Here is a 23,316-nt window from a genome sequence, read left to right on the forward strand (position 1 = left end):
TGGTCCCGCGGCCGGTCAACTCACCGCGCGCGCCTGCTCGTCCGCGGAGCCGCCCGCCCCGACCAGACCCGTCGAGACGGTGCCGAGCCGCGGCTCGAAGCGCTTCATCTCCCGCTGGCCGACCGCCCCGATGACCGAGGGCAGATAGCCGCGGATGCCCTGCATGCCCCGCAGCCACCACTGCGCGTACACATGGCTCGATCGGCGCTCGATGCCCGCCACGATCCGGTCCACCGCGGGACCCAGCGGGTACGTCTTGTTGGACGGCCAGGGCAGCCGCTGGCGCAGCTCCCGCATCACGTCGTCCTGGTCGGCGCCCCGCACCATGTCCGTGTCGGTCCACGACAGATAGCCGACGCCGACCTTGACGCCCTTGTAGCCGACCTCGGCGCGCAGCGCGTGCGCGTACGCCTCGACGCCCGACTTCGACGCGCAGTACGCCGTCATCATCGGCGCCGGTGTGATCGCGGCGAGCGACGCTATCTGCAGCAGATAGCCGCGGCTCTCCATGAGCACGGGCAGGAAGGCCCGGCCCGTCACCGCGCTGCCTATGAGGTTGACCTCGATGACGCGGCGCCACGCGTCCGGGTCGGACTCCAGGAACGGTCCGCCGCTGGCCACACCCGCGTTGGCGACGACGATGTCGACCTTGCCGAAGTGCTGCTTGACCTCCTGCGCGACCTGCGCGAGCGCCACGTGGTCGGTGACGTCCGCGTGCCAGTGCGCGGACTCCGTGTGCAGCCGCTCCGAGACCTTCTTCAGCTCGTCCGGCTCCAGGCCGACGAGCGCGATCTTCGCGCCGCGCGCCGACAGCTTGCGCGCGAGCAGCTCACCGACTCCGCGCGCCGCGCCCGTGACGACGGCGACCTGCCCCTCCAGGCTGACCCTGCTCATGCGCCCTCCTTGACCTGTACGTACGTTCCGGCGAGCGCCCTGATCCGTCCGGTGACGGCCTCCGGCGCCTCGATGGGTGTCATGTGTCCGATCCCGGCGAGCTCGGTGAGCCCCAGGCACTCAGGCAGGGCGGCCGCGATCCGCCGTGCGTGCACGACGGGCGTGAGCCGGTCGGCCGTCCCGGCGATGATGGCCGTGGGCACCTTCAACCCGCCCAGTTCCGCGTCCAGTTGGAGGCCGTCGAGGACGTGCGACCAGCCGTGGCGGACGCCCCTGGGGCAGGCGTGCACGATCCGCGCGCAGGCCTCGACCCGCTCGGGCGCCGAACCGGGGCCCATCGTGGCGTACTTGAGGACGCGTCTGGCCAGCGGCGTGACGGGACCGAGCGGGGCGCGCGAGCCGAGCACCGACCGCGTGATCCTGGTCCGCGCCCGCCCGGCCCGCAGCAGCGGCACGACCAGTGACTCGGCGACCAGGTCCGAACTCCCCGTGCTGCACAGCAGGACGGCACCGGCACGCTCCCGCACCCCGGCCCGGCCACCCGCGGCCATGATCGTCATGCCGCCCATGGAGTGCCCCACGAGCACGGCCTTCTCGCCCGGCGCGAGCGTCGCCGCGAGCACCGCTTCGAGGTCGTCGGCGAGCGCCCGCGTGCTGTACCCGTCGGCGGCCGCGGGCGCTTCGCTGCGCCCGTGCCCCCGCTGGTCGTACGCGATGACGCGGTGGTCGGTACAGAGGTCGCGTATCTGCGCGGCCCAGAAGGCCGTCGAGCAGGTCCAGCCGTGTGCGAGCACCACGGCGGGCGCTCCCTCGGGGCCGTGCGCCTCGACGTGGAGGCGCGCCCCGTCGGCGGAGACCGCGGTCACTTCGCGTGCGGCGACCGGTGGCGCGTAGGGGCCGCTCGTCACATGGGTCAGTCGGCTCATGCCCCGGCCTCGACCTTCTTCTTGCGGGAGGTGGGAGCCGCGGCCTGCGCCTTCGGGGGCCGCAGCACCTCGTACTCGGAGAGGTCGACCCGCCGTGTCGCCGCCCTGAACTCGGTGGTCGTGCCGGGCCAGACCGTCGTGTTGACGCCGTTCTCGTCGAGGTACCAGCTGTTGCAGCCGCCGGTGTTCCACACGGTGCGCTTCATCCGCTCCTGCACCCGGCGGTTCCAGGCGCTGACGGAGTCGGGCCGGACGGCGAGGGCGGCGCTGCCGCCGAGGACGTCCAGCTGCCGCAGGTAGTCGGCCATGTAGTTCAGCTGCGACTCGATCATCAGGATCATGGAGGAGTTCCCGAGCCCGGTGTTCGGGCCGATGATCGTCATCCAGTTGGGGAACCCGGCCGCGGTCGCGCCGCGCAGCGCGTTCATGCCGTCCTTCCAGGTCTCCATGAGCGTGAGCCCCTCGTCACCCACGACGCGGTCGGCGATCGGCATGTCCGTCACGTGGAACCCGGTGCCGAAGATGATCGCGTCGACCTCGGTCTCGGTGCCGTCCGCGGCGACGACGGTGTTGCCGCGCACCTCGGTCAGACCGCTGGCGACGACGTCGACATTGGGCTTGGCGAGCGCCGGGTAGTACGCGTTGGAGAGCAGGATGCGCTTGCAGCCGATGCGGTACGTCGGGGTGAGCTTGGCCCGCAGCGCCGGGTCCTTGATGGCCCGGTACATGTTCCGCTTGGCGATCTGCTCGACCATGCCGAGCTCGTTGGGCCGCTTGGTGAACGCCTGGACCTGCAGCTCCCTGATGCCCCACAGGAGGCCGCGGCGGGCCTGGGTGGTGAACGGGAGCTGCTTGTGCAGCCAGCGCTCGGCGCCGGTGATGGCGCGGTCGGCGCGCGGCATCACCCAGGGGGGCGTGCGCTGGAAGAGGGTGAGCTTGCCGACCTTCTTCTGGATCTCGGGCACGATCTGGATGGCGGAGGCGCCGGTGCCGATCATCGCGACGCGCTTGCCGCTCAGGTCGTAGTCGTGGTCCCAGCGGGCCGAGTGGAAGACCTTGCCGGGGAAGGTGTCGATGCCGGGGATGTCCGGGGTCTTGGGGTCGGAGAGCGGCCCGGTCGCGGAGACGACGACGTCGGCGCTGTAGGTGCCGTTGCTGGTCTCGATCACCCAGCGGAGCCGGTCGGCGTCCCAGGTCATCAGCTTGACCTCGGTGTCGAGGCGCAGGTGCGGGCGCAGCCGGAAGGTGTCGGCGACGTGCTCCAGGTACTCCCGGATGTGCTCCTGTCCCGAGAAGGTGCGCGGCCAGTCCGGGTTGGGCGCGAAGGAGAACGAGTACAGGTGCGAGGGCACGTCGCAGGCGCAGCCCGGGTAGCTGTTGTCCCGCCAGGTGCCGCCCACGGCTGAGGCCCGCTCCAGGACGACGAAGTCGGTGATGCCCTCGCGGCGCAGCCGCACGGCGGCACCGAGGCCGCCGAAGCCGGATCCGATCACCGCCACCCGTACGTGCTCGTGCTCTGTCATTCCGCCGCCTCCCGGAAGTACCTGAACCCTGCCAGTGACTACTGGCGCAATTGGGAGAGTAAGCCAGTCACGTACTCATGGGTAGGGGTTGGGCGGGGGAAAGTTACCGGCGGTACCACCCGCCACCGATCAGGCTGCCGCCGACCGCCGCCCGGATAGGCTTCCCACGTGGCAGACGAACGAGAACGCGGACGCGGGAGCGCACCGGACGGCGGCGTACGCGAATTCCGCATGGAGGCGCTGGCCGCGGAGGCGGGCATCACCGTGCGCACCGTGCGCTTCTACCGCGAGCGCGGGCTGATCCCGCCGCCCCGCCGCGAGGGCCGCATCGCCTGGTACGACGAGCACCACCTGGCCAGACTCCGCACGATCGCCGCCCTCCTGGAGCGCGGCCACACCCTGAACGGCATCGCCGAGCTCTCCGACGCCTTCGACAAGGGCCGTGACGTCGGCGAACTCCTCGGCCTCGGCGAGCCGACCGAGGAGCAGCCGGTCCGCCTCACCCCCGAGGAGCTCGCCGACCACTTCGCGGGCGAGGTCACCCCAGAGAACCTCGTCGCCGCCCTGGACCTCGGCTACCTCGGCACGGACGGCGACGAACTCGTCCACATCAGCCGCCGCCTGCTCGACGCCTCATCCACCCTGGTGCGCAAGGGAGTTCCGCTGGCCGCGGTCCTGGAGGCGGGCCAGCGCGTGCGTGAACACGCCGACGCACTCGCGGAGTTGTTCATCACCGTCATGCGCACCCACACGCCGGACACCGCCGACGTCGACATCGACCAGCTGCGCCCGGTCGCCAAGAGCGTGGTGGAGGCGGAGCTCTCCATGGCCCTGGACCGCCGCCTCAAGGAATCCTGACGTCCAGGGTTCGCACGCTCAGACCGGTAGCCACCAACGGGCCTTGTAGATGCCGCCGTTGACCATCTTGTAGCTCGACTCGGGCCGGTGCACGCTCACCGTCGTGGTCCACCAGGTCTCCCCGAGACCGGCCTCCGGGACGGTGGTCACGACCTGCCCGGTGCGCGGATCGTTGCCGACGGCCTTAACCGACTTGCGGGAGATCTCCGTGGCCCCCGCGAAGTCCTGCACGAAGACGCGGCCCTTCTTCTCGTACTGGAAGACGGCCGCGTTGGTCGTCACCCACAGCCGACCCGGCCGCCCGCAGACCGGGAAGAGGTCGTGCCCACCGGGCGTCTTCCCCGGCGTGCCGACCGGCAGCCCGATCCCGTACGTCCGCTCCAGCGTCGGCCGCGCGGCCGTCCCGCCCACCTCGTACGTCACCAACTCGTCGTCCCCGAGGGCCCAGAGCACCTCGCGCGCCTCGTCCCAGTGCAGCGCGTGCGCACCCTTGAGCTCCGCCTCGGTGTACCGCGTGGCGCGCGGCCCCTGCGACGCCGCGTACAGCCGCACCCGCGCGCCCGTGCTGCACGCGACGGCCACGTTGCCGTCGGGCAGGATCTCGGCGCTGTGGGGGTTGAACAGATCGTCGCCGGGGCCGATCGCCGTGCCCCAGTACCGCCTGCCGGTGGGGTGCTCGACGACGGCCACGAAGCCGAACGACGCCGTCGTCAGGACGTACGTGCGCCGCCGGTGCAACCGTACCTTCGCCTCGCACGGGTACACCCAGCTCACGTCCGGCAGCAGGTCCCGGTAGCGGGGGTCGCCGACCGGCGAGAACTCCCAGCGCACGACGGACGGGTCGGCGGCCGGGTCCCAGACGCGGCACCCCGGGTCGAGCACGAGGATGCGCCTGCTCGCCTGCTCGGTCAGCAGCACGGGCGGCGTACCGGCGGGAGTCCCGCCACCGCCGCCCGTTCCGCGGGCCGCCTCGGTTCCGTACGCCTGCGCGGTGGGCAGTGTCGCCGCGATCCCGGCGCCCGCCGCGCCCAGCACGACGGCGCGTCTCGAAGGCATGGCCGACATGAAATCCCCCTGGCAGCTCGGCAGTTGGTCATGTACGCGTGGTCATGTACGCGACCGAAATCTGCCATGCCGCCCGGCCCCGGGACAGCCTTCTACCGGACTTTGCGCCCGTGTCCCGCCGGGGACCACCCCGACGGGGGACTCAAGGCGAGGGGGCGAGGGGGCCTACAGGTCGTAGACCACCGTGACGGGCGCGTGGTCGCTCCACCGCTCCGCGTGGCTCGCGGCCCGCTCCACGTACGCCTTCAGCGCGCGCTCGGCGAGCCCCGCCGTCGCGACGTGGTAGTCGATGCGCCAGCCCGTGTCGTTGTCGAAGGCGCGCCCGCGGTAGGACCACCACGAGTAGGGGCCCTCGACGTTCGGGTGCTGCGCCCGCACGACGTCCTCGTACTCCGCGAAGACCTCGTCCAGCCAGGCGCGCTCCTCGGGCAGGAACCCGGAGTTCTTCTTGTTGCCCTTCCAGTTCTTGAGGTCGGCCTCCTGGTGGGCGATGTTCCAGTCGCCGCAGACGACGACGTTGCGCCCCTCGGCGGCGGCCCGCACCTTGAGCTCCTTCAGGTAGGCGAGGAACTCCCCCATGAAGCGGATCTTCTCGTCCTGACGCTCGGTGCCGACCTCGCCGGAGGGCAGATACAGGCTGGCCACGGTCACGCCGGGCAGATCCGCCTCGACGTACCTGCCGCTGCCGTCGAACTCCTGCGACCCGAAGCCGACCCGCACCCGGTCCGGCTCACGGCGCGTGTACAGCGAGACACCGGCGCGCCCCTTGGCGGCGGCGGGCGCGTGCACGACGTGCCAGCCCTCGGGGGCCCGCACCTCGTCCGGCAGCTGGTGCTCCTCGGCGCGCACCTCCTGGAGGCACACCACATCGGCCGAGGTCTCGCCGAGCCACTCCACGAAGCCCTTCTTGGCGGCGGCGCGCAGCCCGTTCACATTCACGCTGGTCACAGTGAGCATCCCGGCACGATACCGGCCCTTACCGGCACACTGGTCCGGCACCACGGTCCTCACACCCACCACTGGTCACGCATAGAAGTACGATGGAGCGCATGACTATCCAAAATGCCGCCACCACCGCCGCCGGGATACACCTGCGCACCGTCACCTTCGCGCACCCCGACGCGGTCCGGCTCAGCGACCGCGTCCAGCTCGAATACGCGGAGCGCTACGGCGACGAGGGTGACGTCACGTATCTCGACGCCACCATGTTCGAGCCGCCACGCGGCCGCTACTTCATCGCGTACGACGAACACGGCACCGCACTGGCGACGGGCGGCTGGCGCAGCATGGACAGGAACACCGGGAACACCGGGAACACCGGGAACGACGAGAACTACCGGGACGGCGACGCCGAGCTGAAGCGGATGTACGTCACCCCGGAGGCCCGCGGCCTGGGCCTCGCCCGCCGGATACTCGCGGCCCTGGAGGACGACGCGAAGGCGGCGGGCCGGGTCCGCATGGTCCTGGAGACGGGCACGAAGCAGCCGGAGGCGATAGCCCTCTACATCTCCAGCGGCTACACCCTCGCCGAGGAGAAGTTCGGCCACTACCGCTTCGACGACCTGAGCCGCTGCTACGAGAAGTTCCTGTAGGCCTACGCCCCGACTCCGCGGCGCCCCGGCCCCCGGCCCCCGGCCCCCGGCCCCCGGCCCCCGGCCCCCGGCAAAGGGGCCTACCCCCGCACCGCCGACCGCAGGTCGAACTCGGCCTCCGCCCCGCCCCCGGCCGGATTGCCGAACCGCAGCCCGGCCCCCAGGACCTGCGCCTGCCCCTGCGCGATCGTCAGCCCGAGCCCGAGACCCACCCCCTTCTCCCCGGCCCCGCTCCGGAACCGCTGCGGCCCGCCGGACACCAGGGACTCCGGAAAACCGTCCCCGGAGTCCCGCACCCGCACCACCCCGCCGTCGACCACGACCGTCACCGGCGCCGCCCCGTGCCGCAGCGCGTTGCTGACGAGGTTGGCGACCACCCGCTCCACCCGCCGCGGATCCGTCACCACCGCCACGTCCCGCACCACGTCGACCGTCACACCGCCCGCGCCCGCGGCCCCCGCGGCGGCCGACCTGCGCACCAGCGCCCCCAGCTCGCACGCCTCGGCCACGGCCTGCTCCCCGGCCCCGTCGAGCCGCGCCACCTCGATGACGTCGTCGACGAGCTCCCGCAGCCGTCCCGCGGACTCCTGCACCAGTTCGGAGGGGCGCCCCGGCGGCAGCAGCCCGGCCGCCGTCACCATCCCGGCCACCGGGGTGCGCAGCTCGTGCGCGATGTTCGCCGTCACCTCGCGCTCGGCCTGCAGCCGGGCGGCGAGCGCGTCGGCCATAGTGTTCACGGCGGCCGCGAGCTGGGTGATCTCGTCCTTGCCGTGCAGCGGCAGCCGCGCTGTCAGGTCCCCGTCCGCGATCCGCTGCGCCGCCCCGGCCTTCCTCTTGAGCCGCCGCCCGAGCCGGGTGGCGACGAGCAGCCCCGCCACACAGGCGAGCGCCGTCCCGAAGCCGCCCGAGATCCACAGCACCCGGTCCAGATCCCGTACGGTCTCCGCCTCCCTGTCGTACGGCCGCTTCAGCGCGACGACCTCCTCGCCGTACTTGCTGGCCGCCCACAGCTGCGGAACGCGCCCGCCCCGGTCCAGATAGACGCCCCACCGCCCGTTCGCCACGGCCCCGGCGAGCGGCCCCGGCAGGTCGACGGGGTCGATGAGGGTGCGGTCGCCGTCGAGCCCGGCCGCGTGGTCCTGCACGGCGGTCCGCAGCCGGTCCCCGATCTGGCTGCGCGCACCCGCGTACTGCGCTTCGACGGTGCGGTGGTGGACGAGCAGCCCCATCACCACGGACACCAGGGCCGCGGTGCCCGCGATGGCGATACCGATCTTGGTACGCAGTCCCATGCCGCTCCCCCGCGCCCTCAGAGATCCGGGATCGACAGCCGGATCCCCTGGAACTGCACGTTCACCGCCGCCGCGGGGAGCTCCTCCGCCTTCTTCGGCTCGACGGTGGCCCGCCGGTAGTACGCCATGCGCTCCTGCTGCTCCAGGCCGCTGAGCGTCAGCGTGGCGTCGTAGGGCTTGCCGGAGCACTTGGGGCGGCACCACGGGCCGCCGAGCTTCCCGGTGGCCCGCGCGGTCGGCCCGCCCCAGTCCCGCCAGCTCAACTCCGAGAGCACGACGTCCTCGGTGAGCTGCGCCGACGTCGGCTGCTGCAGCGGAAGCCCGGCCGCGTCCGCGAGGTAGACGGGCCCGGCCGCCCGCGAAGGCCGCAGCGCGGGCCCCTCCACCCGCAGCCCCCGTGGCCCGGCGGCGCACCCGCCCGCCAGCACGGTGGCCAGCGCGACGCCGCAGCACACGGCAGCCCTCAAAGGGGATGGCATGGATCAAATGTATACAGAGCGGCGCACATCACGCGTGGAGAGCAACCACGCGGGGCGAACGCCGTGCGGGCGCGGGCACAGCAAAGATCCCGCCCTGTGGGTTCAGTGAACTGGACCCACAGGGCGGTGGGGGCTAGGTCCGCTTGGACGGCTTCGGTGCCTCCCAGGCGGGCCCGACGGAGAGATAGGTGGTGCGCTGGATGAGGTCCCCGGCCCGGAGCTTCTGCGTTCCCCAGGACAGGCCGTCGTTCCGCGCCGTGTCCACGGACTCCAGCACATGGAACGTCCCGGTGTCGATGACCAGTCGCCGACGCCAGGTATCGGCGTCCATCTCGACGGCCGTGCCGGAGCGCCCGGTGCTGTCCTTGACCCGCTCCGTCACCCGCGCCCCGGGAATCCCGGTGAGGACCTTGAAGAGTGCGGCCCGCAGCTGCGGTTCGGCGGGTGACTGGGAGAGCAGCTCCTCGATGCCGTCGTAGAGATCCTCCGCGACGCCCTCCCCGGTGGCCTTCCCCACGAGCCGGGCCCGCAGCGCCGCCGGGTCGGTGGGCAGCTTCTTGAGGTCGTCCCACAGGACCGGTTTGTCACAGATCACGTAGGCCATCCCTCCCGTGTCCTCCCGGGAGTAGTCCTGGACCACACCGTTGGCGGGCTTCTCGCGCGTGCCGCTCCGGCTCAGCCAGACGGTCTTGGGAGTTCCGTCCGGCCGCTGGGTCTTGTCGCTGCTACTCCGCATCCACTCAAGGGTCCGCACCTTCCAGTACGGTGCCGCCCCCGTCCGTTCCGCCGCCGGAGAGCTCCGCACGCCCCCGGAGTCCGACCAGGGCTGGAACGCGACACCCAGCGCGATCACCACGACCGCCGCCGCCGAGATGAGCACGGGAAGGCGCCGCCGCCACGTCCGCGCCGGAACGACCGCGGCCGCCGACTCCCATTCGAGCTCGACGACCGGCCCGTCCCCCGCAGCCCGGCCGTCCCCCTCCGCCCGGACCGCCGCCGACCGCACCGCGGCCAGTGCCGCGGCGACGGCGTCCGCCGAGGGCGGCGCGACCTTGCCCGCGGCCCTCAACCGCCCGGCGCCGGGGAAGTCGAGAAGGTCCCCGTCGTTCATGTCCTGTTGCCCGGTCATGCGAGATCTCCTGTCAGGGAAAGCGGGGCGGAGGGGCCGAGCGCCGCGCGCAGCCGGGTGCGCGCCCGGTGCAGCCGGGACCTGGCCGTGCCCGCAGGGACACCGACGACGGCGGCGGCCTCGGTGGGGCTGAGCTGCTCCCACGCGATCAGGAGCAGCAGCTCCCGCTCCACGGCCGGCAGCTCGGCCAGGGTCCGGCGCATCAGCGGCGCCACCGCCGCCGCGTCCAGCCTCCGGTCGACGGCGTGCCACGGGTCGCTGCTCGCCTCACCGGCGAGCGCGGCGACCGCGGGCCGCTCCTGCCCGCGCCAGTGCGCGGCCAGCACATTGCGGGCCACGCCGAAGAGCCACGCCCGGACCGGCCCACGGGCCGCGTCATAGGTGCCGCGTGCCGCGTAGGCCTGCAGCCACGCCTCGGCCAGCAGATCGTCCGCCGCGCCGGGTGCCCGGCGCGCGAAGTAGCCGTGCAACGCCCTCGAATGGCGCTCCACGAGCGGTTCAAAGGCCGACGCGTCAGATTCCGAGCGCGCCAGCAGTTCCTCGTCCGTCGCCACGGACCTCCCCTTCCACGGGCCACGCCTTCCGCGGCCCCCTCCCCCTTCTTGTGTCCGCCCGGCAAAAGCGTTCGCGCCCCGGGAGCCGGGCGCGGGCGGCCACGTGCGGTGGCGTTGATGCGGTGCGCGATGCGCCACCCTTCTGGTGGCCGGCAGTCAGCTCCGCCAGGACCTTCCCTGGGGCAGGGCCGCCCGGCAGCGCGCCTTCCACAGGCCGCGCGGCCGAACCGAGCCTCAAAAACAAACCGAGCCTCAAAAACAAGAAATCCCGCCCAACTCGATGAGTTGGACGGGATCTCATGATCCGTCTCCGACCTAAGTCGTGAACGGTTGCGGTGGACCTGTGGGGATTTGAACCCCAGACCCCCTCGATGCGAACGAGGTGCGCTACCAGACTGCGCCACAGGCCCTTGCAACGAGTGAAACTCTAGCATCCCGATCGGGGTGCTCGGAAATCCGGTCCTGGCTGGTCAGCCAGGGAGACCTCACGGTCCCTCACTCGTTCGCCGCGCGCGGTCGGCCGCCGTCCTCGTACTGGTCGAAGAGCGGCGTGCGGCCGCGCTCACGGGCACGTCGCGCGGACGCCGCCCGGCGCTTGTCGCTGCGGCCGCCATCGGCGTCGGCACCCTCGGCCCCGTCGATGTCGCCGGAGCCCTCGGCCGGGCGTTCCCGCTCGGCGCGTTCAGCCCGGGAGTCGGCGTTCGGCTCCGCGGTGCTCGACCGCGCCGCGCTCCAGGCGTCGGGTGCGCCCAGGTCGACGCTGCCGGTGGCGCGCGGGGCGACCGGCGCGGTCACGTACGTCGGCAGCGGGACCGGGACCGGGTCCCAGCTGTCGCCGCGGCCGGGACCGTGCTGCCGCTCGCGCTGCTGGTCGACCCACTCCGCGTGGTCGGTCTGCTCGACGAGGGCACGGCGGTCCGCGGCGAGCGCGGAGAGGCCGGTCTCCGTCTCGGGCGCGGGACCCTCGTCCACCGGCTCGTCGACGATCTGCTCCGCGCCCGCGGGCCTGCGCCGCGGCTGCCGCTCACGCAGCCGCTGCGCCGCGACCTCGGCCCTGCGCCGGTCCATCGTGTAGGTGAAGCGGCGTCGTTCCTGGCCGCGCAGATAGACGATGTACGCGCTCAGGAGCAGGGCGGGCGCGGCGGGCGCCCACAGGAAGGCGAGCCCGCCGACCGCGGCGACGATCGCGCCGACGGTGAAGGCGAAGAAGAGAAGGACCGTCGTACGGCGGCGCCGGGCGAGCACCTTGATGCGCCGGGCGCGCGCGGCGGCCTCGGCCGACGCGGCGCGCTGTGCGGGCGTCGCATGCGACGGAGGCTTGACCGGCACCTTGGCCGACGCCTTGGCCTGCGCCTTGGCTGCTGCCTTGACCGGCGCCTTGGCCCGGGGGGCGGGCGCGGGCGGACGCTCCCGCTCGCGTTCGGGCGCACGCTCGCGCTCGGCGGCGCGCTCCCTTTCGGGTTCACGCTCCCGCTCGCGTTCGGGCTCGCGCTCGGACGGGGGCGCGACGAAGGACCGGACGTCCACCGAGCCGGTGGTGCCGTCCGGGTCGTCGAGCGACTCCCCTTCCTCGGGCGAGCGCGCTTGCAGGTCCTTGGCGTATCGGCGCTCCATGCCCGCCCGTCCGGACAGCAGCCGGATGGCGGTGCTGAAGCGTTCCGTCGGACGGGCTTCGTTCAGCTCGTCCTGCCTACGGAGCCACATCGGCACCAAGTAGGCGGCCCAGGCCCCGACGATGACTGCGTAGATGAGGCCGCTGCTGCTCACGCTCACACGGTAGAGGGGTTTGCGTGAGGCCATCTGCCAATTGAGCCGGTGTGTCGCACGATCTGGCTGATATCTCGAACTTTTTTTGTGACTGGTGCGATCAACAGGCCGCCGAGAGCGTGAATTTAATGCCTGAGACAAGTCTCATACGCGCCTCAGACGGTCGTTCGGCGCTCAATTTCGAACACGTATTTCATTTCCGGGGGTTGAGAACCGGCCTAGGCAGTGTTCCGAGGTCGGGCCTGGTGCCAGCGGCGCAACAACCCTTCCGGTACCTCTTCGGTCGTGAGCGCGAAGACGAGATGATCCCGCCACGCTCCGTCGATGTGCAGATACCGCGGGCGAAGTCCCTCCTCGCGGAATCCGAGTTTCTCCACGACCCGTCGGCTCGGCGTGTTCTCGGGGCGAATACAGACCTCGATACGGTGCAGCCCGACCGAACGGAAGCAGTGGTCGACGGCGAGCGCGACGGCGGTCGGCATGACACCGCGGCCCGCGACGGACCGGTCGACCCAGTAGCCGACGTGGCCCGAGCACATGGAGCCCCAGGTGATCCCGGCGACCGTCAACTGTCCGACGAGGCGGCCCTGGTACTCGATGACGAAGGGCAGCATCCGGCCCGCGTTGGCCTCCGCGCGCAGATGACGGACCATCTGCCGGTACGTGGGGCGGTGCACGATCGGGCCGCTCGGGGTGGGCGGCGGGATCGTGGCCTCCCAGGGGCGCAGCCAGTCCCGGTTGCGCCGGTTGACCTCGCGCCAGGCCCGCTGGTCGCGCATCTTTATGGGACGGAGGGCGATGTCACCGTCCGTCAGCCCGACGGGCCAGGAGGAGCCGTTCAGCTCGCACCCCCCGGCGGACCGGGATGGTCACCGCCGCGCAACTGGTCGACGGCGTGCCTCAGCAGCGGCTCCAGCACGGCGAGACCGTCCCGTACGCCTCCGGAGGAGCCCGGCAGGTTCACGATGAGCGTCCCGCCCACGACTCCGGCGAGCCCTCGCGAGAGCGCGGCCGTGGGGACCTTGTCCCTGCCGTAGGCACGGATCGCCTCCCCGATGCCGGGCACTTCGTGGCCGATGACGCGGCGCGTGGCCTCGGGGGTGCGGTCGGTGGGCGAGATGCCGGTGCCGCCGGTGGTGAGGATGACGTCGTAACCGGCCTCCGCGCCCGCGCGCAGGGCCGCCTCGACGGGGTCGCCGTCGGGGACGACCTGGGGCCCGTCGACGGCGAAGCCGAGCGCGGTCAGTCCCTCGGCGAGGATCGGGCCGCCCTTGTCGGCGTAGACCCCGGCGGCGGCGCGGTTCGATGCGGTCACGACGAGCGCGCGGTACGGCGCGGGCAGGGCGCCACCGGCCGACACGTCCGCTTCCTGGCTCATGCCCGCTTCCTGGCTCGTGCCCGATTCCCGGCTCATGCCCGCTCCCCTTCGCGGTGCCAGTGCCCGGACTTGCCGCCCGACTTCTCCTCGACGCGTACGTCCGTGATGACGGCGCCCTTGTCGACGGCCTTGACCATGTCGACGACCGTGAGGGCCGCGACGCTCACCGCGGTGAGGGCCTCCATCTCGACGCCCGTGCGGTCGGTCGTCTTCACGGTGGCGAGGATCTCCACGGCGTCGTCCGCCACGGAGAGGTCGAGCTTCACTCCGGAGACGGCCAGCGGGTGGCAGAGCGGGATCAGGTCCGGGGTGCGCTTGGCCCCCATGATCCCCGCGATCCGCGCGGTCGCCAGGGCGTCTCCCTTGGGCACTCCCTCGCCGCGCAGCAGCTCGATCACGCGTGGCGAGACCAGTACGCGGCCGCTGGCGCGGGCGGTGCGCGCCGTGACGTCCTTGGCCGACACGTCGACCATGCGGGCGGCGCCCGCCTCGTCGATGTGGGTCAGTCGCTGCTGCTCAGGGGCTCCGGGGGTGTCCCCCCGGGAAATCGCGGTCATGTGCTTGGCGCTCCCGGTCCGGGCCCCGCGCGGTGCGGCGCGCGGGCCTGTTGTGCGCGACACGGTACCGCGCGGGGGGCCCTCTCAGCCGAGGAGGACCACCTCGACATCCGCGCCGGGCTCCACCGACGTGGTGTCCTCGGGGATGACGATCAGCGCGTCCGCGTGCGCGAGAGCGGCGATCAGATGCGAGCCGGACCCGCCCACGGGCACCACCCGGCCCGCCTCGGCGTCGTACCGCCCGCGCAGGAACTGACGGCGCCCCTCCGGGGAGCTCAGCGCCTTGTCCGAGAGCAGCTCCGCGCGCGTGGTGGGCCGGTGCACCTCGGGCAGGCCCATGAGGGTGCGGATCGCGGGGCGCACGAAGAGCTCGAAGGAGACGTATGAGGAGACGGGGTTGCCCGGCAGTGCGAGCAGCGGTGTGTGGTCGGGGCCGATGGAGCCGAAGCCCTGGGGCTTGCCGGGCTGCATGGCGATCTTGCGGAACTCCACCCCGCCGCCCGCGCCGATGCCGTCCTCTTCGTCCGGGTCGCCGATGGTGGACAGGGCCTCCTTCACGACGTCGTACGCGCCCACGCTCACGCCGCCCGTGGTGACCACGAGGTCGGCGCGGATCAGCTGGTCCTCGATGGTGGAGCGCAGCGTCTCCGCGTCGTCGGCGACGGCGCCCACGCGGTAGGCGATGGCTCCGGCGTCGCGGGCCGCGGCGGTGAGGGCGAAGCTGTTGGAGTCGTAGATCTGGCCGTCCGACAACTGCTCGCCCGGCTGGATCAGTTCGCTGCCGGTGGACATGACGACCACGCGCGGGCGGGGGCGCACCTTCACCGTGCCGCGGCCGATCGCGGCGAGCAGGGCGATCTGCGGGGGCCCGAGGACGGCGCCCGCGGCCAGGGCCCGGTCGCCCGCCTGGACGTCGCTGCCCCGCGCCCTCACGTGCGCGCGGGCCGCGGCCGGGCGGTGCACGCGGACCTCGCCCGACGCGCCCTCAGGGGCGGCGCTGTGGGCGCGCATTCCCGAGACGGGGCCCTCGCCCAGGCCTCCGTCGGTCCACTCCACGGGGACGACGGCCTCGGCGCCGGGCGGCAGCGGGGCGCCGGTCATGATGCGGGCGGCCTGGCCCGGGCCGACGGTGGGCTGCTCGCCCGCGCCCGCGGCCACGTCGCCGACGACCGTGAGGACGGCGGGGAACTCCTCGCTCACGCCCACGACATCGGCGACCCGCACCGCGTACCCGTCCATGGAGCTGTTGTCGAAGGGCGGCAGCGAGACGGGCACCGTGACGTCCTCGACCAGGACACAGCCCTGGGCGTCGAGGAGTTGGAGCTCGATGGGTTCGAGCGGGCGGACGGCTTCGAGAATGTCGTCCAGATGCTCTTCCACCGACCAGAAGGGGTTCTGGCCGGTGGTCGGTGTCGTCGTGCTGCTGCTCAAAGTGCTACATCTCCTCGGTGACGTAACTGCGAAGCCAGGCCTGGAAGTCCGGTCCCAGATCTTCACGTTCGCACGCGAGTCTGACAATGGCACGCAGATAGTCGCCGCGGTCGCCGGTGTCATAGCGGCGGCCCTTGAAGACCACGCCGTGCACCGGGCCGCCGACCTTCTCGTCCGCGGCGAGCTGCTGCAGGGCGTCGGTGAGCTGGATCTCGCCGCCGCGGCCCGGCTCGGTCTTGCGCAGTATGTCGAAGATGTGGGGGTCGAGGACATAGCGGCCGATGATCGCGTAGTTCGACGGGGCGTCGGCGCGGTCGGGCTTCTCGACCAGGTCGGTGACCTTGACGACGTCGCCGTCCTTAGTGGCGTCGACGGCCGCGCAGCCGTAGAGGTGGATCTGCTCGGGGGCCACCTCCATGAGGGCGATGACGCTGCCGCCGTGCCTCTTCTGGACCTCGACCATGCGGGCGAGGAGCGGGTCGCGCGGGTCGATCAGGTCGTCGCCGAGGAGCACGGCGAACGGCTCGTGGCCGACGTGCGGAGCGGCACACAGGACGGCGTGACCGAGTCCCTTGGGGTCGCCCTGGCGGACGTAGTGCATCGTCGCGAGGTCGCTGGACTCCTGGACCTTGGCGAGGCGGGCCTCGTCGCCCTTCTTCAGGAGGGCCGATTCGAGTTCGTAGTTGCGGTCGAAGTGGTCCTCAAGGGGGCGCTTGTTGCGACCCGTGATCATGAGGACGTCGTCGAGACCCGCGGACGCGGCCTCCTCGACCACGTACTGGATCGCCGGCTTGTCGACGACCGGCAGCATCTCCTTGGGGGTGGCCTTGGTGGCCGGCAGGAAGCGCGTACCGAGACCTGCGGCCGGGATGACCGCCTTGGTGATCCGGGCGTGGGGGGGGTGAGACTCAGTCATGGCGCCACCATATCGGGTGCGTATGTGCGGAATCTGTGGGTCCGGATTATTCGTCGGCATATGCGCCGACCAGGAAGGAATTGTGAGATCCCCATGAGCGGAACCAGCGGTACCGAGCCCGACGGCCAGCCAACCAAGCGCATGTTGCGGCGAGACTTCCTCGCGGTGAGAAGCGGGTTGACTGAGGATGACGCACGGAAGGCGGCGGCGGTTCTCGCCGACCGCGCGCTCGACCTGCCGGAGCTCGCCGACGCGCGGACCGTCGCCGCGTACGTCTCCATGGACAGCGAGCCCGGCACGCATGCCCTGCTCGATGCCCTGCACGCGCGCGGGACCCGTGTCCTGCTCCCGGTGCTGCTCGCGGACAACGACCTGGACTGGGGCGTGTACGACGGCCCTGGCTCCCTCGTCCGCGTACAACACCCAGGAAAGATCGACCTTTTGGAGCCGTCGGGGGCACGGCTCGGGCCCGACGCCGTCCTGGCTGCGGACGCCGTGCTGCTGCCCGGGCTCGCCGTGGACGCGCGCGGGATGCGGCTCGGGCGGGGCGGCGGATCGTACGACCGGGTCCTCGCCCGGCTGGAGCGCGCGGACGCCGATCCCGCTCTCGTGGTGCTCCTGTACGACTCCGAAGTGGTCGCGCACCTCCCAGAAGAGGCGCATGACCGGCCGGTGCACGCCGTCGTGGCGCCCTCGGGGGCGCGCCGCTTCCGCTGAGAGGTCCGGGAACACCGAAAGGGCCCTCCACGCGTGCGTGGAGGGCCCTTTCCAGGCTGATGCCCTTTCAGGCCGTGATGTGCGCGGCCGTCAGGGGCGCAGCACCAGCTTGTCGCTCGTGCTGCCCTCGACCGCCTTGTCCGTGAAGGCCCACGGCAGGAGTTCGCCCTTGGCCCACTTGCCCGTCTGGTCGGTGTAGTGGTCGTTGTAGGCGTGCCCCGAAGCGCCGGTGAGGTTGATCCACTTGGACTTGTCGAGGTCCTTGAGGTTCACCACCATCCGCATCGAAGGCACCCACACCACTCCGTAGCCGCCCGCCGCGTTCCAGCCGGTCGCGTTGACCGCCGCCTCGCCGCCGCCGAGGTTCCACGGGCCGCGGTTCAGCACGAACTGCAGCCAGCCGGGACCGTCGGTGCCGAGGGTCTGGTTCTTCAGCGTGAGCCGGTGCAGACGGCCCCAGCTCCAGGTGTCGACGTCCTTGCCGAGCTTGGCCGTCAGGTCCCAGCGCGCGTCCTCCAGGGCCCGCTTGAACAGCTGGTCGCGGGTCTTGGTCTCCTCGTCGGTGCGGGTCGCCGGCGACTTCCACCAGTCGTTCTTCTCGTCGTCGATGATCTTGCGGATCACCTCGTAGTAGCGGTCGCCGCCGTCCGGCTGGGCCGAGTCCGCGTCGCGCTCACCGCACTCGCGGACCTTCTTGCCCTCGTCGGCGGGGCCGGTGTTGCCGGCCGGCTCCACGTTCAGGCACTGGCCCTTGACGCGCAGCTCCTTGGGGAGCTTGTTGCCGATGGCCAGCTTGAGGATGTTGCGCCAGACCGAGTTGAAGTACGCGGCGGCCGCCGAGTCGGCGTCCTGGGTGTAGTCCCAGCCCTCGAGGAGCTTCTGGGCCTCGCGGACGTACTTGTCCTTGACGTCGATCTTCAGCAGCTTGGGCACGAGCAGCTTGGCGATCTCGCTGCTGTTGTCCATCTGCATGAGGCGCATGTCCTCGGTGGAGATCTTGCCACCGTTCTTGATCTTCGACTGGATGAGGTCGTCGATCCGCTGGCTGCGCGCTCCGTAGCCCCAGTCCGAGGTGAGCTTGTACGGGTACTTGGCCTGGTCGCTGTCGTCGATCACGGCCTGGTTGGCGGTGACGATGTAGCCGCGCTTCGGGTTGTACTCGTAGGGCAGCGCGTCCTGCGGGATGTAGCCGGTCCAGCGGTAGGCGCGGTCCCAGCCGGGCGCGGGGAGCGAGCCGTCGCCCTTGCCGCGGGTGGGGATCTTGCCGGGCGCCTGGTAGCCGATGTTGCCTTCCCTGTCGGCGTAGATCAGGTTCTGGGACGGCACTTCAAAAGAAGCGGCCGCCTTGCGGAACTCCGTGAAGTTCTTCGCCCGGTTGAGCTCGAAGACGGCGTCCATGGACTTGCCGGGACTCAGCGCGGTCCAGCGCAGGGCCACTCCGTAGCCGTCGCCCCGGTCGGGGGCCGCGGTGTCCACGTTGGCCTTCTTGCCGACCTTCACCAGCTCGTCGTCGCGGTCGGAGATCAGTGGTCCGTTGTTGGTCTCGCGGACCGTGATCTTCTTCTCCTTGCCGCCGGCGACCTTGATGGTCTCCTCACGGGAGGTGAAGGGCAGCACCTTGTCGTCGTACTGGTAGCCGTCCCCGGTGAACTTCTCCAGGTACAGGTCCGTGACGTCGGCGCCGAGGTTCGTCATGCCCCAGGCGATCTCCTTGTTGTGGCCGATGACCACGCCCGGCATGCCGGAGAAGGTGTAGCCCGAGACGTCGTACTGGCACTTGTCGGAGACCGACCGGCAGTGCAGGCCCATCTGGTACCAGACGGAGGGCAGCTGCGGCGCCAGGTGCGGGTCGTTCGCGAGGAGCGGCTTGCCGGTGATCGTGTGCTTGCCGGAGACGACCCAGGAGTTCGAGCCGATGCCGTTGCCGTTCGGGCCCAGGATGGACGGAACCTCGTCCAGGGCTCCGGAGAGGCCGTTGAGCTGCGACTGGAGCCCGTTGGGGGCCTCTGTGCCGCCTGCGAGGCCCGTACCGGCCGCGCCGTTGGTGCCAGTCCCGGTGCCGGTTCCGCCGGTCCCTGTACCGGTGCCTGTGCCTGTACCTGTACCTGTACCGCCGGTGCCTGTACCGCCGGTGCCGGTGCCTGTGCCGCCCAAGCCGGACTGCGTGCCGGTGGCCTTGGCCTCGGGGTCGTACTCCTTGGTGACGCTGTTGTAGGCGCCCTCCCGTACGACGGGCTTGTTCCGCTTGTACGGGTACTCGGGGTACAGGTCCTTGATCTGCGACGGGCCGAGGCGGCTCGTCATCAAGGAGCGGTCGATCTCGTCCTGCATGTTGCCGCGCAGGTCCCAGGCCATGGCCTTGAGCCAGGCCACGGAGTCGACGGGGGTCCACTCCTGCGGCTTGTAGTCGTTCTTGAAGCCCAGCGCCGCGTACTCGACGGAGATGTCCCTGCCGTCCTTGCCGGCCAGGTAGGCATTGACTCCCTTGGCGTACGCCTGGAGGTACTTCTTCGTCTCCGGCGAGAGCTTGGAGTCGTACTCCTTCTTCGCCACCCGGTGCCAGCCGAGCGTGCGCAGGAATTCATCGGTCTTGACCTGGCTCTTCCCGAACATCTCGGAGAGCCGCCCGGAGGTCATATGACGGCGTACGTCCATCTCCCAGAAGCGGTCCTGCGCCTGGACGAAGCCCTGGGCCATGAAGAGGTCCGCGTCGGACTCGGCGTAGATCTGCGGGATTCCGTTGCCGTCGCGCTTCACGTCGACGGGACCGGCCAGGCCGTCGATCTTGATCGTGCCCTTGGTCTGCGGGAACGAGGCGCGCACGGTGCTGACGCTCCAGTACGCGCCGTAGCCAATGCCTCCCACGATGGCCAGGACCAGGACGATCACGATGAGTCGGGCTCGGCGCCCCTTCTTCTTGCCGGACTTATGACCGGAAGAGGCGTTGGTGTTGGAGGGCATCGCTGTCCTTGCTGTCCTTACGCGAGCGGCAGGGCGGGCTGTGCTGTCGACTGGGCGGCTCTGGGAGCGCAGGAGCAACCATAGGCGCAGGGCGTTGCGGCTCCGGACGCGGAGTCAGGAACCCGCCCCCCCCATGAGATCGAATAGTCATTCGAAGGCGTCAAGGAAACGTTAACGATTAGGTAAGGTAACGAAGTACTCCTACGTAGTACTTGGCTTCACGAAGGAAGGAACGGCCCCTGACTGTCCACCACCTCAACCAGCTCCTGCTCGTCTGCTCGCTCGTTCTGCTCGTCGCCGTGGCGGCGGTCCGGATCTCGTCGCGCAGCGGGCTCCCCAGCCTGCTGCTGTACCTGGGCATCGGCATCGCCATGGGCCAGGACGGCGTCGGCGACGTCCACTTCGACAACGCCGAACTGACGCAGGTCATCGGCTACGCCGCCCTGGTCGTGATCCTCGCCGAGGGCGGCCTCGGGACGAAGTGGAAAGAGGTCAAACCCGCCCTGCCCATGGCAGCGGTGCTGTCGACCCTCGGCGTCGCGGTGAGCGTCGGCGTCACCGCCGCGGGAGCCCACTACCTGGTGGGCCTCGAATGGCGGCAGGCGCTGATCATCGGCGCGGTGGTCTCGTCCACGGACGCGGCGGCGGTCTTCTCGGTGCTGCGGAAGGTGCCGCTTCCCTCCCGCGTGACGGGTGTCCTGGAAGCGGAGTCGGGGTTCAACGACGCCCCTGTGGTGATCCTCGTCGTGGCCTTCTCCACGGCGGGACCGGTGGACGACTGGTACGTACTGCTCGGCAAGATCGCCCTGGAGCTGGCGATCGGCGCGGCGATAGGCCTCGCGGTCGGCTGGCTCGGCGCCTACGGCCTGCGGCACGTGGCCCTGCCCGCCTCCGGCCTCTACCCCATCGCCGTCATGGCCATCGCCGTCGCCGCGTACGCCGCGGGCGCCATGGCGCACGGCAGTGGATTCCTCGCCGTCTACCTCGCCTCGATGGTGCTCGGCAACGCCAGGCTGCCCCACTGGCCCGCCACCCGCGGCTTCGCCGAGGGCCTCGGCTGGCTCGCCCAGATCGGCATGTTCGTCCTGCTCGGCCTGCTGGTCACGCCGCACGACCTGCTCGACGACACCTGGCCCGCGATCATCATCGGCCTGGTCCTGACCGTGGTGGCACGGCCCCTCGAAGTCGTCGTCAGCCTGCTGCCGTTCCGCGTGCCGTGGCAGGAGAAGGCCCTGCTGTCCTGGGCCGGACTGCGCGGCGCCGTGCCCATCATCCTGGCGACGATCCCGATGGTGAGCGGCGTCGAGGACAGCCAGCGGATCTTCAACATCGTCTTCGTCCTGGTCGTCGTCTACACCCTCATCCAGGGCCCCACGCTGCCCTGGCTGGCCAGGAAGCTGCGCCTCGGCGACTCCTCGGAGGCCGCCGACCTCGGCATCGAGTCCGCGCCCCTGGAGCGGCTGCAGGGCCATCTGCTGTCGGTGGCCATCCCCAAGGAATCCCGTATGCACGGCGTCGAGGTCGGCGAGCTGCGGCTGCCCCCGGGGTCGGCCGTCACGCTGGTCGTCCGCGACGGCGAATCGTTCGTGCCGATGCCGACGACGGTCCTGCGGCGCGGGGACGAGCTCCTGGTGGTGGCGACCGATCCGGTCCGGGACGCCGCCGAGAAGCGGCTGCGCGCGGTCGGCCACGGCGGAAAGCTGGCCAGTTGGCTGGGAACCGACGGAGAAAAGCACCAATCGTAGGTGGCGGGGGTCTCATCGGCTGCAATCACAGGGGCTGATGGGACTCTCCCCTGTACGATAAAGGCATCTGATCGAACCAACTCTGTCTGAAGCAGAGCTGGCGCGACCGTATGGCGGTCGAGGAGCCCTCGCAGTGGCACCCGGCATCTACCGCAGTTCCGCGCAAGAGGACAGCTCTCGGCGCCCCCGCACGGGCGCTACCAGGCGGCAGAAAGGCACGGGCCGTGGCATCCACGGTCACCGAATCCCGCCCGGGCTACGGACAGCTCCTGCGCACCCCTCGCGCCTGGACGTTCCTGCTCCCCGGCTTCGCGGCGCGACAGCCCTTCGCGATGCTGACCATCTCCATCGTCCTGCTGGTCCAGCACACCACCGGCTCCTACGGTGCCGCGGGCGCCGTCTCGGCCGCCACCGGCGTCTCCATGGCGCTGTTCGCCCCCTTCAGCGGCAAGCTCGCCGACCGGTTCGGACAGCGCGCCGTCCTGCTGCCCGGCGTACTGGTCCACTCCGCGTCGGTCGTCACCCTGACGGTGCTCGCGCTCTCCGACGCCCCCTTGTGGACGCTCTTCGTGGCCGCCGTGCCCGCGGGCGCCTCCACACCCCAGATCGGCCCCATGGTGCGCGCCCGCTGGGGCGCCAAGCTGCAGGACTCCCCCCTGGCCACCACCGCGGCCGCCTTCGAGTCGGTCACGGACGAGCTGACCTTCGTCCTCGGCCCGCTGCTCGCCACCGCGCTGTGCACCACCATCGACCCCTCCGCCGGACTCCTCACCGAGGCCGGACTCACGCTGGTCGGCGGCCTCCTGTTCGCCGCGCAGAAGAGCACCCAGCCCAAGCCGTCCGCGCACCACGACGAGCACGCGCGCGTGGAGCACGTCTCCGCGCTGCGCATCCCCGGAGTGCGGGTCCTGATGGTCACGTTCCTCGGCATCGGCGCCGTCTTCGGCGGCATGCAGGTCTCGCTGGCCGCGTTCACCGAGTCGATCGGCGAGCCCGGCCTGAACGGCGTCCTCTACGGCACCTTCGCGGCGGGCAACATGCTCTCCGGCGTCATCTGCGGCGCCATCGCCTGGAAGGTCTCCCCGCAGCGACGGCTCCTGGTCGGCTACGCGGCACTGACCCTGATGGCCTCCGGCCTGTGGGCGGCGCACTCCGTGCCTCTCCTCGCCGGGCTCGGCCTGCTGGTCGGCGTCTGCATCGCGCCCGCGCTGATCACCGGCTACACGCTGGTCGACAAGCTGGTCCCGCCGACCGGCCGCACGGAGGCCTTCACGTGGCTGACCGGCGCGGTCGCGCTCGGGCAGGCGGCGGCCGTCACGGTCGCCGGACAGCTGGAGGACCGCTTCTGGGACGGGGCCGGATTCCTGGTCCCGCTGGGCGGCACCGCACTGGCTCTCGTGGTCCTCGCGACGCTGCGTTCGAGGCTCGTTCCCAAGGCCTCGGGCCGCACCGTGGCACGTGGCGTCGGTCACCGCGTACCGGTGACGGTGGACTGATCCCGCGGAATACGTCACTATGGACCGTCGTTAGCA

21 protein-coding genes and 1 tRNA gene are annotated in these 23,316 nt (G+C 71.2%); 5 read left to right on the forward strand and 17 right to left on the reverse strand.

Features of this window, described 5'->3' with window-relative positions; translation table 11 throughout:
• Nucleotides 1-15 precede the first annotated feature (15 nt).
• The 3 genes from AC068B_RS17060 to AC068B_RS17070 are packed head-to-tail and all read right to left on the reverse strand — an operon-like array spanning nt 16 to nt 3,343.
• On the reverse strand, nt 16-894 hold the full coding sequence (locus tag AC068B_RS17060; RefSeq protein ID WP_306333234.1) for an SDR family oxidoreductase: 879 nt from the start codon (nt 892-894) through the stop codon (nt 16-18).
• Entirely contained in the window at nt 891-1,820 is a 930-nt protein-coding gene (locus tag AC068B_RS17065; RefSeq protein WP_478672318.1) for an alpha/beta fold hydrolase, read from the reverse strand. Before AC068B_RS17065 ends, AC068B_RS17060 begins: the two co-directional genes overlap by 4 nt.
• Nucleotides 1,817-3,343, reverse strand: a complete 1,527-nt coding sequence (locus tag AC068B_RS17070) for a flavin-containing monooxygenase (protein WP_478672319.1) — start codon at nt 3,341-3,343, stop codon at nt 1,817-1,819. The genes AC068B_RS17065 and AC068B_RS17070 overlap by 4 nt, the downstream gene beginning before the upstream one ends.
• Before the next feature lie 231 nt (nt 3,344-3,574).
• Between AC068B_RS17070 and AC068B_RS17075 the strand changes: the two genes are divergently transcribed.
• Complete coding sequence (locus tag AC068B_RS17075) at nt 3,575-4,201, forward strand: MerR family transcriptional regulator (protein ID WP_468564249.1); 627 nt, start codon at nt 3,575-3,577, stop codon at nt 4,199-4,201.
• 18 nt (nt 4,202-4,219) lie between these two features.
• Here AC068B_RS17075 and AC068B_RS17080 read toward each other — a convergent pair whose 3' ends face one another.
• Together AC068B_RS17080 and AC068B_RS17085 are read right to left on the reverse strand one after the other, a co-directional pair.
• Nucleotides 4,220-5,257, reverse strand: coding sequence for a DUF6528 family protein (locus AC068B_RS17080; protein ID WP_478672321.1), 1,038 nt, complete (start codon nt 5,255-5,257; stop codon nt 4,220-4,222).
• 174 nt (nt 5,258-5,431) lie between these two features.
• A complete protein-coding gene (locus tag AC068B_RS17085) occupies nt 5,432-6,223 on the reverse strand; it encodes an exodeoxyribonuclease III (RefSeq protein WP_478672322.1) in 792 nt (263 codons plus the stop codon).
• Nucleotides 6,224-6,315: 92 nt separating this feature from the next.
• Between AC068B_RS17085 and AC068B_RS17090 the strand changes: the two genes are divergently transcribed.
• Nucleotides 6,316-6,858 (forward strand): GNAT family N-acetyltransferase, encoded by a 543-nt coding sequence (locus AC068B_RS17090; protein ID WP_478672324.1) that lies wholly within the window; start codon nt 6,316-6,318, stop codon nt 6,856-6,858.
• Nucleotides 6,859-6,938: 80 nt separating this feature from the next.
• Here AC068B_RS17090 and AC068B_RS17095 read toward each other — a convergent pair whose 3' ends face one another.
• The 11 genes from AC068B_RS17095 to galU form a co-directional block, all read right to left on the reverse strand.
• The gene (locus AC068B_RS17095) at nt 6,939-8,150 is read right to left on the reverse strand and encodes a HAMP domain-containing protein (protein WP_478672325.1); all 1,212 of its coding nucleotides are present in this window, start codon (nt 8,148-8,150) and stop codon (nt 6,939-6,941) included.
• A 17-nt stretch (nt 8,151-8,167) separates the two neighbouring features.
• A complete protein-coding gene (locus tag AC068B_RS17100) occupies nt 8,168-8,629 on the reverse strand; it encodes a hypothetical protein (protein WP_478672326.1) in 462 nt (153 codons plus the stop codon).
• A 133-nt stretch (nt 8,630-8,762) separates the two neighbouring features.
• Nucleotides 8,763-9,758: a CU044_5270 family protein gene (locus tag AC068B_RS17105; RefSeq protein ID WP_478672328.1), complete on the reverse strand. Its 996-nt coding sequence runs from the start codon at nt 9,756-9,758 to the stop codon at nt 8,763-8,765.
• Nucleotides 9,755-10,312, reverse strand: coding sequence for an RNA polymerase sigma factor (locus AC068B_RS17110; protein WP_478672329.1), 558 nt, complete (start codon nt 10,310-10,312; stop codon nt 9,755-9,757). The genes AC068B_RS17105 and AC068B_RS17110 overlap by 4 nt, the downstream gene beginning before the upstream one ends.
• A gap of 336 nt (nt 10,313-10,648) precedes the next feature.
• Nucleotides 10,649-10,722 (reverse strand) — tRNA-Ala (locus tag AC068B_RS17115).
• 85 nt (nt 10,723-10,807) lie between these two features.
• Complete coding sequence (locus AC068B_RS17120) at nt 10,808-12,079, reverse strand: hypothetical protein (RefSeq protein ID WP_478672330.1); 1,272 nt, start codon at nt 12,077-12,079, stop codon at nt 10,808-10,810.
• A gap of 218 nt (nt 12,080-12,297) precedes the next feature.
• Nucleotides 12,298-12,921, reverse strand: coding sequence for a GNAT family N-acetyltransferase (locus AC068B_RS17125; RefSeq protein WP_356263620.1), 624 nt, complete (start codon nt 12,919-12,921; stop codon nt 12,298-12,300).
• Complete coding sequence (locus AC068B_RS17130) at nt 12,918-13,457, reverse strand: MogA/MoaB family molybdenum cofactor biosynthesis protein (protein ID WP_478672720.1); 540 nt, start codon at nt 13,455-13,457, stop codon at nt 12,918-12,920. The genes AC068B_RS17125 and AC068B_RS17130 overlap by 4 nt, the downstream gene beginning before the upstream one ends.
• Nucleotides 13,458-13,489: 32 nt before the next feature.
• Nucleotides 13,490-14,014: a cyclic pyranopterin monophosphate synthase MoaC gene (gene moaC, locus AC068B_RS17135; protein WP_478672331.1), complete on the reverse strand. Its 525-nt coding sequence runs from the start codon at nt 14,012-14,014 to the stop codon at nt 13,490-13,492.
• Nucleotides 14,015-14,098: 84 nt separating this feature from the next.
• A complete protein-coding gene (glp, locus tag AC068B_RS17140; RefSeq protein WP_478672332.1) occupies nt 14,099-15,445 on the reverse strand; it encodes a molybdotransferase-like divisome protein Glp in 1,347 nt (448 codons plus the stop codon).
• 4 nt (nt 15,446-15,449) lie between these two features.
• Complete coding sequence (gene galU, locus AC068B_RS17145) at nt 15,450-16,361, reverse strand: UTP--glucose-1-phosphate uridylyltransferase GalU (RefSeq protein WP_478672333.1); 912 nt, start codon at nt 16,359-16,361, stop codon at nt 15,450-15,452.
• Between the two features lie 141 nt (nt 16,362-16,502).
• Here galU and AC068B_RS17150 point away from each other — a divergent pair, with 141 nt between their 5' ends.
• The gene (locus AC068B_RS17150) at nt 16,503-17,078 is read left to right on the forward strand and encodes a 5-formyltetrahydrofolate cyclo-ligase (protein ID WP_478672722.1); all 576 of its coding nucleotides are present in this window, start codon (nt 16,503-16,505) and stop codon (nt 17,076-17,078) included.
• Between the two features lie 90 nt (nt 17,079-17,168).
• On the opposite strand, the gene AC068B_RS17155 is transcribed toward AC068B_RS17150, so the two are convergent.
• Nucleotides 17,169-20,039, reverse strand: coding sequence for a penicillin acylase family protein (locus AC068B_RS17155; protein WP_478672334.1), 2,871 nt, complete (start codon nt 20,037-20,039; stop codon nt 17,169-17,171).
• Nucleotides 20,040-20,251: 212 nt separating this feature from the next.
• Between AC068B_RS17155 and AC068B_RS17160 the strand changes: the two genes are divergently transcribed.
• A complete protein-coding gene (locus AC068B_RS17160; RefSeq protein ID WP_478672335.1) occupies nt 20,252-21,784 on the forward strand; it encodes a potassium/proton antiporter in 1,533 nt (510 codons plus the stop codon).
• Nucleotides 21,785-22,008: 224 nt separating this feature from the next.
• A complete protein-coding gene (locus AC068B_RS17165) occupies nt 22,009-23,280 on the forward strand; it encodes an MFS transporter (protein WP_356263254.1) in 1,272 nt (423 codons plus the stop codon).
• Nucleotides 23,281-23,316: the final 36 nt, after the last annotated feature.

The sequence above is a fragment of the Streptomyces sp. NPDC042371 genome, assembly GCF_056437465.1.

Excerpts from the sequence above, each read along its gene's own strand:
- moaC (WP_478672331.1), bottom strand. The coding sequence starts at position 14,014 with ATGACCGCGATTTCCCGGGGGGACACCCCCGGAGCCCCTGAGCAGCAG.
- AC068B_RS17060 (WP_306333234.1), bottom strand. The coding sequence starts at position 894 with ATGAGCAGGGTCAGCCTGGAGGGGCAGGTCGCCGTCGTCACGGGCGCG.
- AC068B_RS17105 (WP_478672328.1), bottom strand. The coding sequence starts at position 9,758 with ATGACCGGGCAACAGGACATGAACGACGGGGACCTTCTCGACTTCCCC.
- AC068B_RS17090 (WP_478672324.1), top strand. The coding sequence starts at position 6,316 with ATGACTATCCAAAATGCCGCCACCACCGCCGCCGGGATACACCTGCGC.
- AC068B_RS17085 (WP_478672322.1), bottom strand. The coding sequence starts at position 6,223 with ATGCTCACTGTGACCAGCGTGAATGTGAACGGGCTGCGCGCCGCCGCC.
- AC068B_RS17070 (WP_478672319.1), bottom strand. The coding sequence starts at position 3,343 with ATGACAGAGCACGAGCACGTACGGGTGGCGGTGATCGGATCCGGCTTC.
- galU (WP_478672333.1), bottom strand. The coding sequence starts at position 16,361 with ATGACTGAGTCTCACCCCCCCCACGCCCGGATCACCAAGGCGGTCATC.
- AC068B_RS17095 (WP_478672325.1), bottom strand. The coding sequence starts at position 8,150 with ATGGGACTGCGTACCAAGATCGGTATCGCCATCGCGGGCACCGCGGCC.
- AC068B_RS17130 (WP_478672720.1), bottom strand. The coding sequence starts at position 13,457 with ATGAGCCAGGAAGCGGACGTGTCGGCCGGTGGCGCCCTGCCCGCGCCG.
- AC068B_RS17155 (WP_478672334.1), bottom strand. The coding sequence starts at position 20,039 with ATGCCCTCCAACACCAACGCCTCTTCCGGTCATAAGTCCGGCAAGAAG.
- AC068B_RS17075 (WP_468564249.1), top strand. The coding sequence starts at position 3,575 with ATGGAGGCGCTGGCCGCGGAGGCGGGCATCACCGTGCGCACCGTGCGC.
- AC068B_RS17080 (WP_478672321.1), bottom strand. The coding sequence starts at position 5,257 with ATGCCTTCGAGACGCGCCGTCGTGCTGGGCGCGGCGGGCGCCGGGATC.
- AC068B_RS17065 (WP_478672318.1), bottom strand. The coding sequence starts at position 1,820 with ATGAGCCGACTGACCCATGTGACGAGCGGCCCCTACGCGCCACCGGTC.
- AC068B_RS17100 (WP_478672326.1), bottom strand. The coding sequence starts at position 8,629 with ATGCCATCCCCTTTGAGGGCTGCCGTGTGCTGCGGCGTCGCGCTGGCC.
- AC068B_RS17150 (WP_478672722.1), top strand. The coding sequence starts at position 16,503 with ATGTTGCGGCGAGACTTCCTCGCGGTGAGAAGCGGGTTGACTGAGGAT.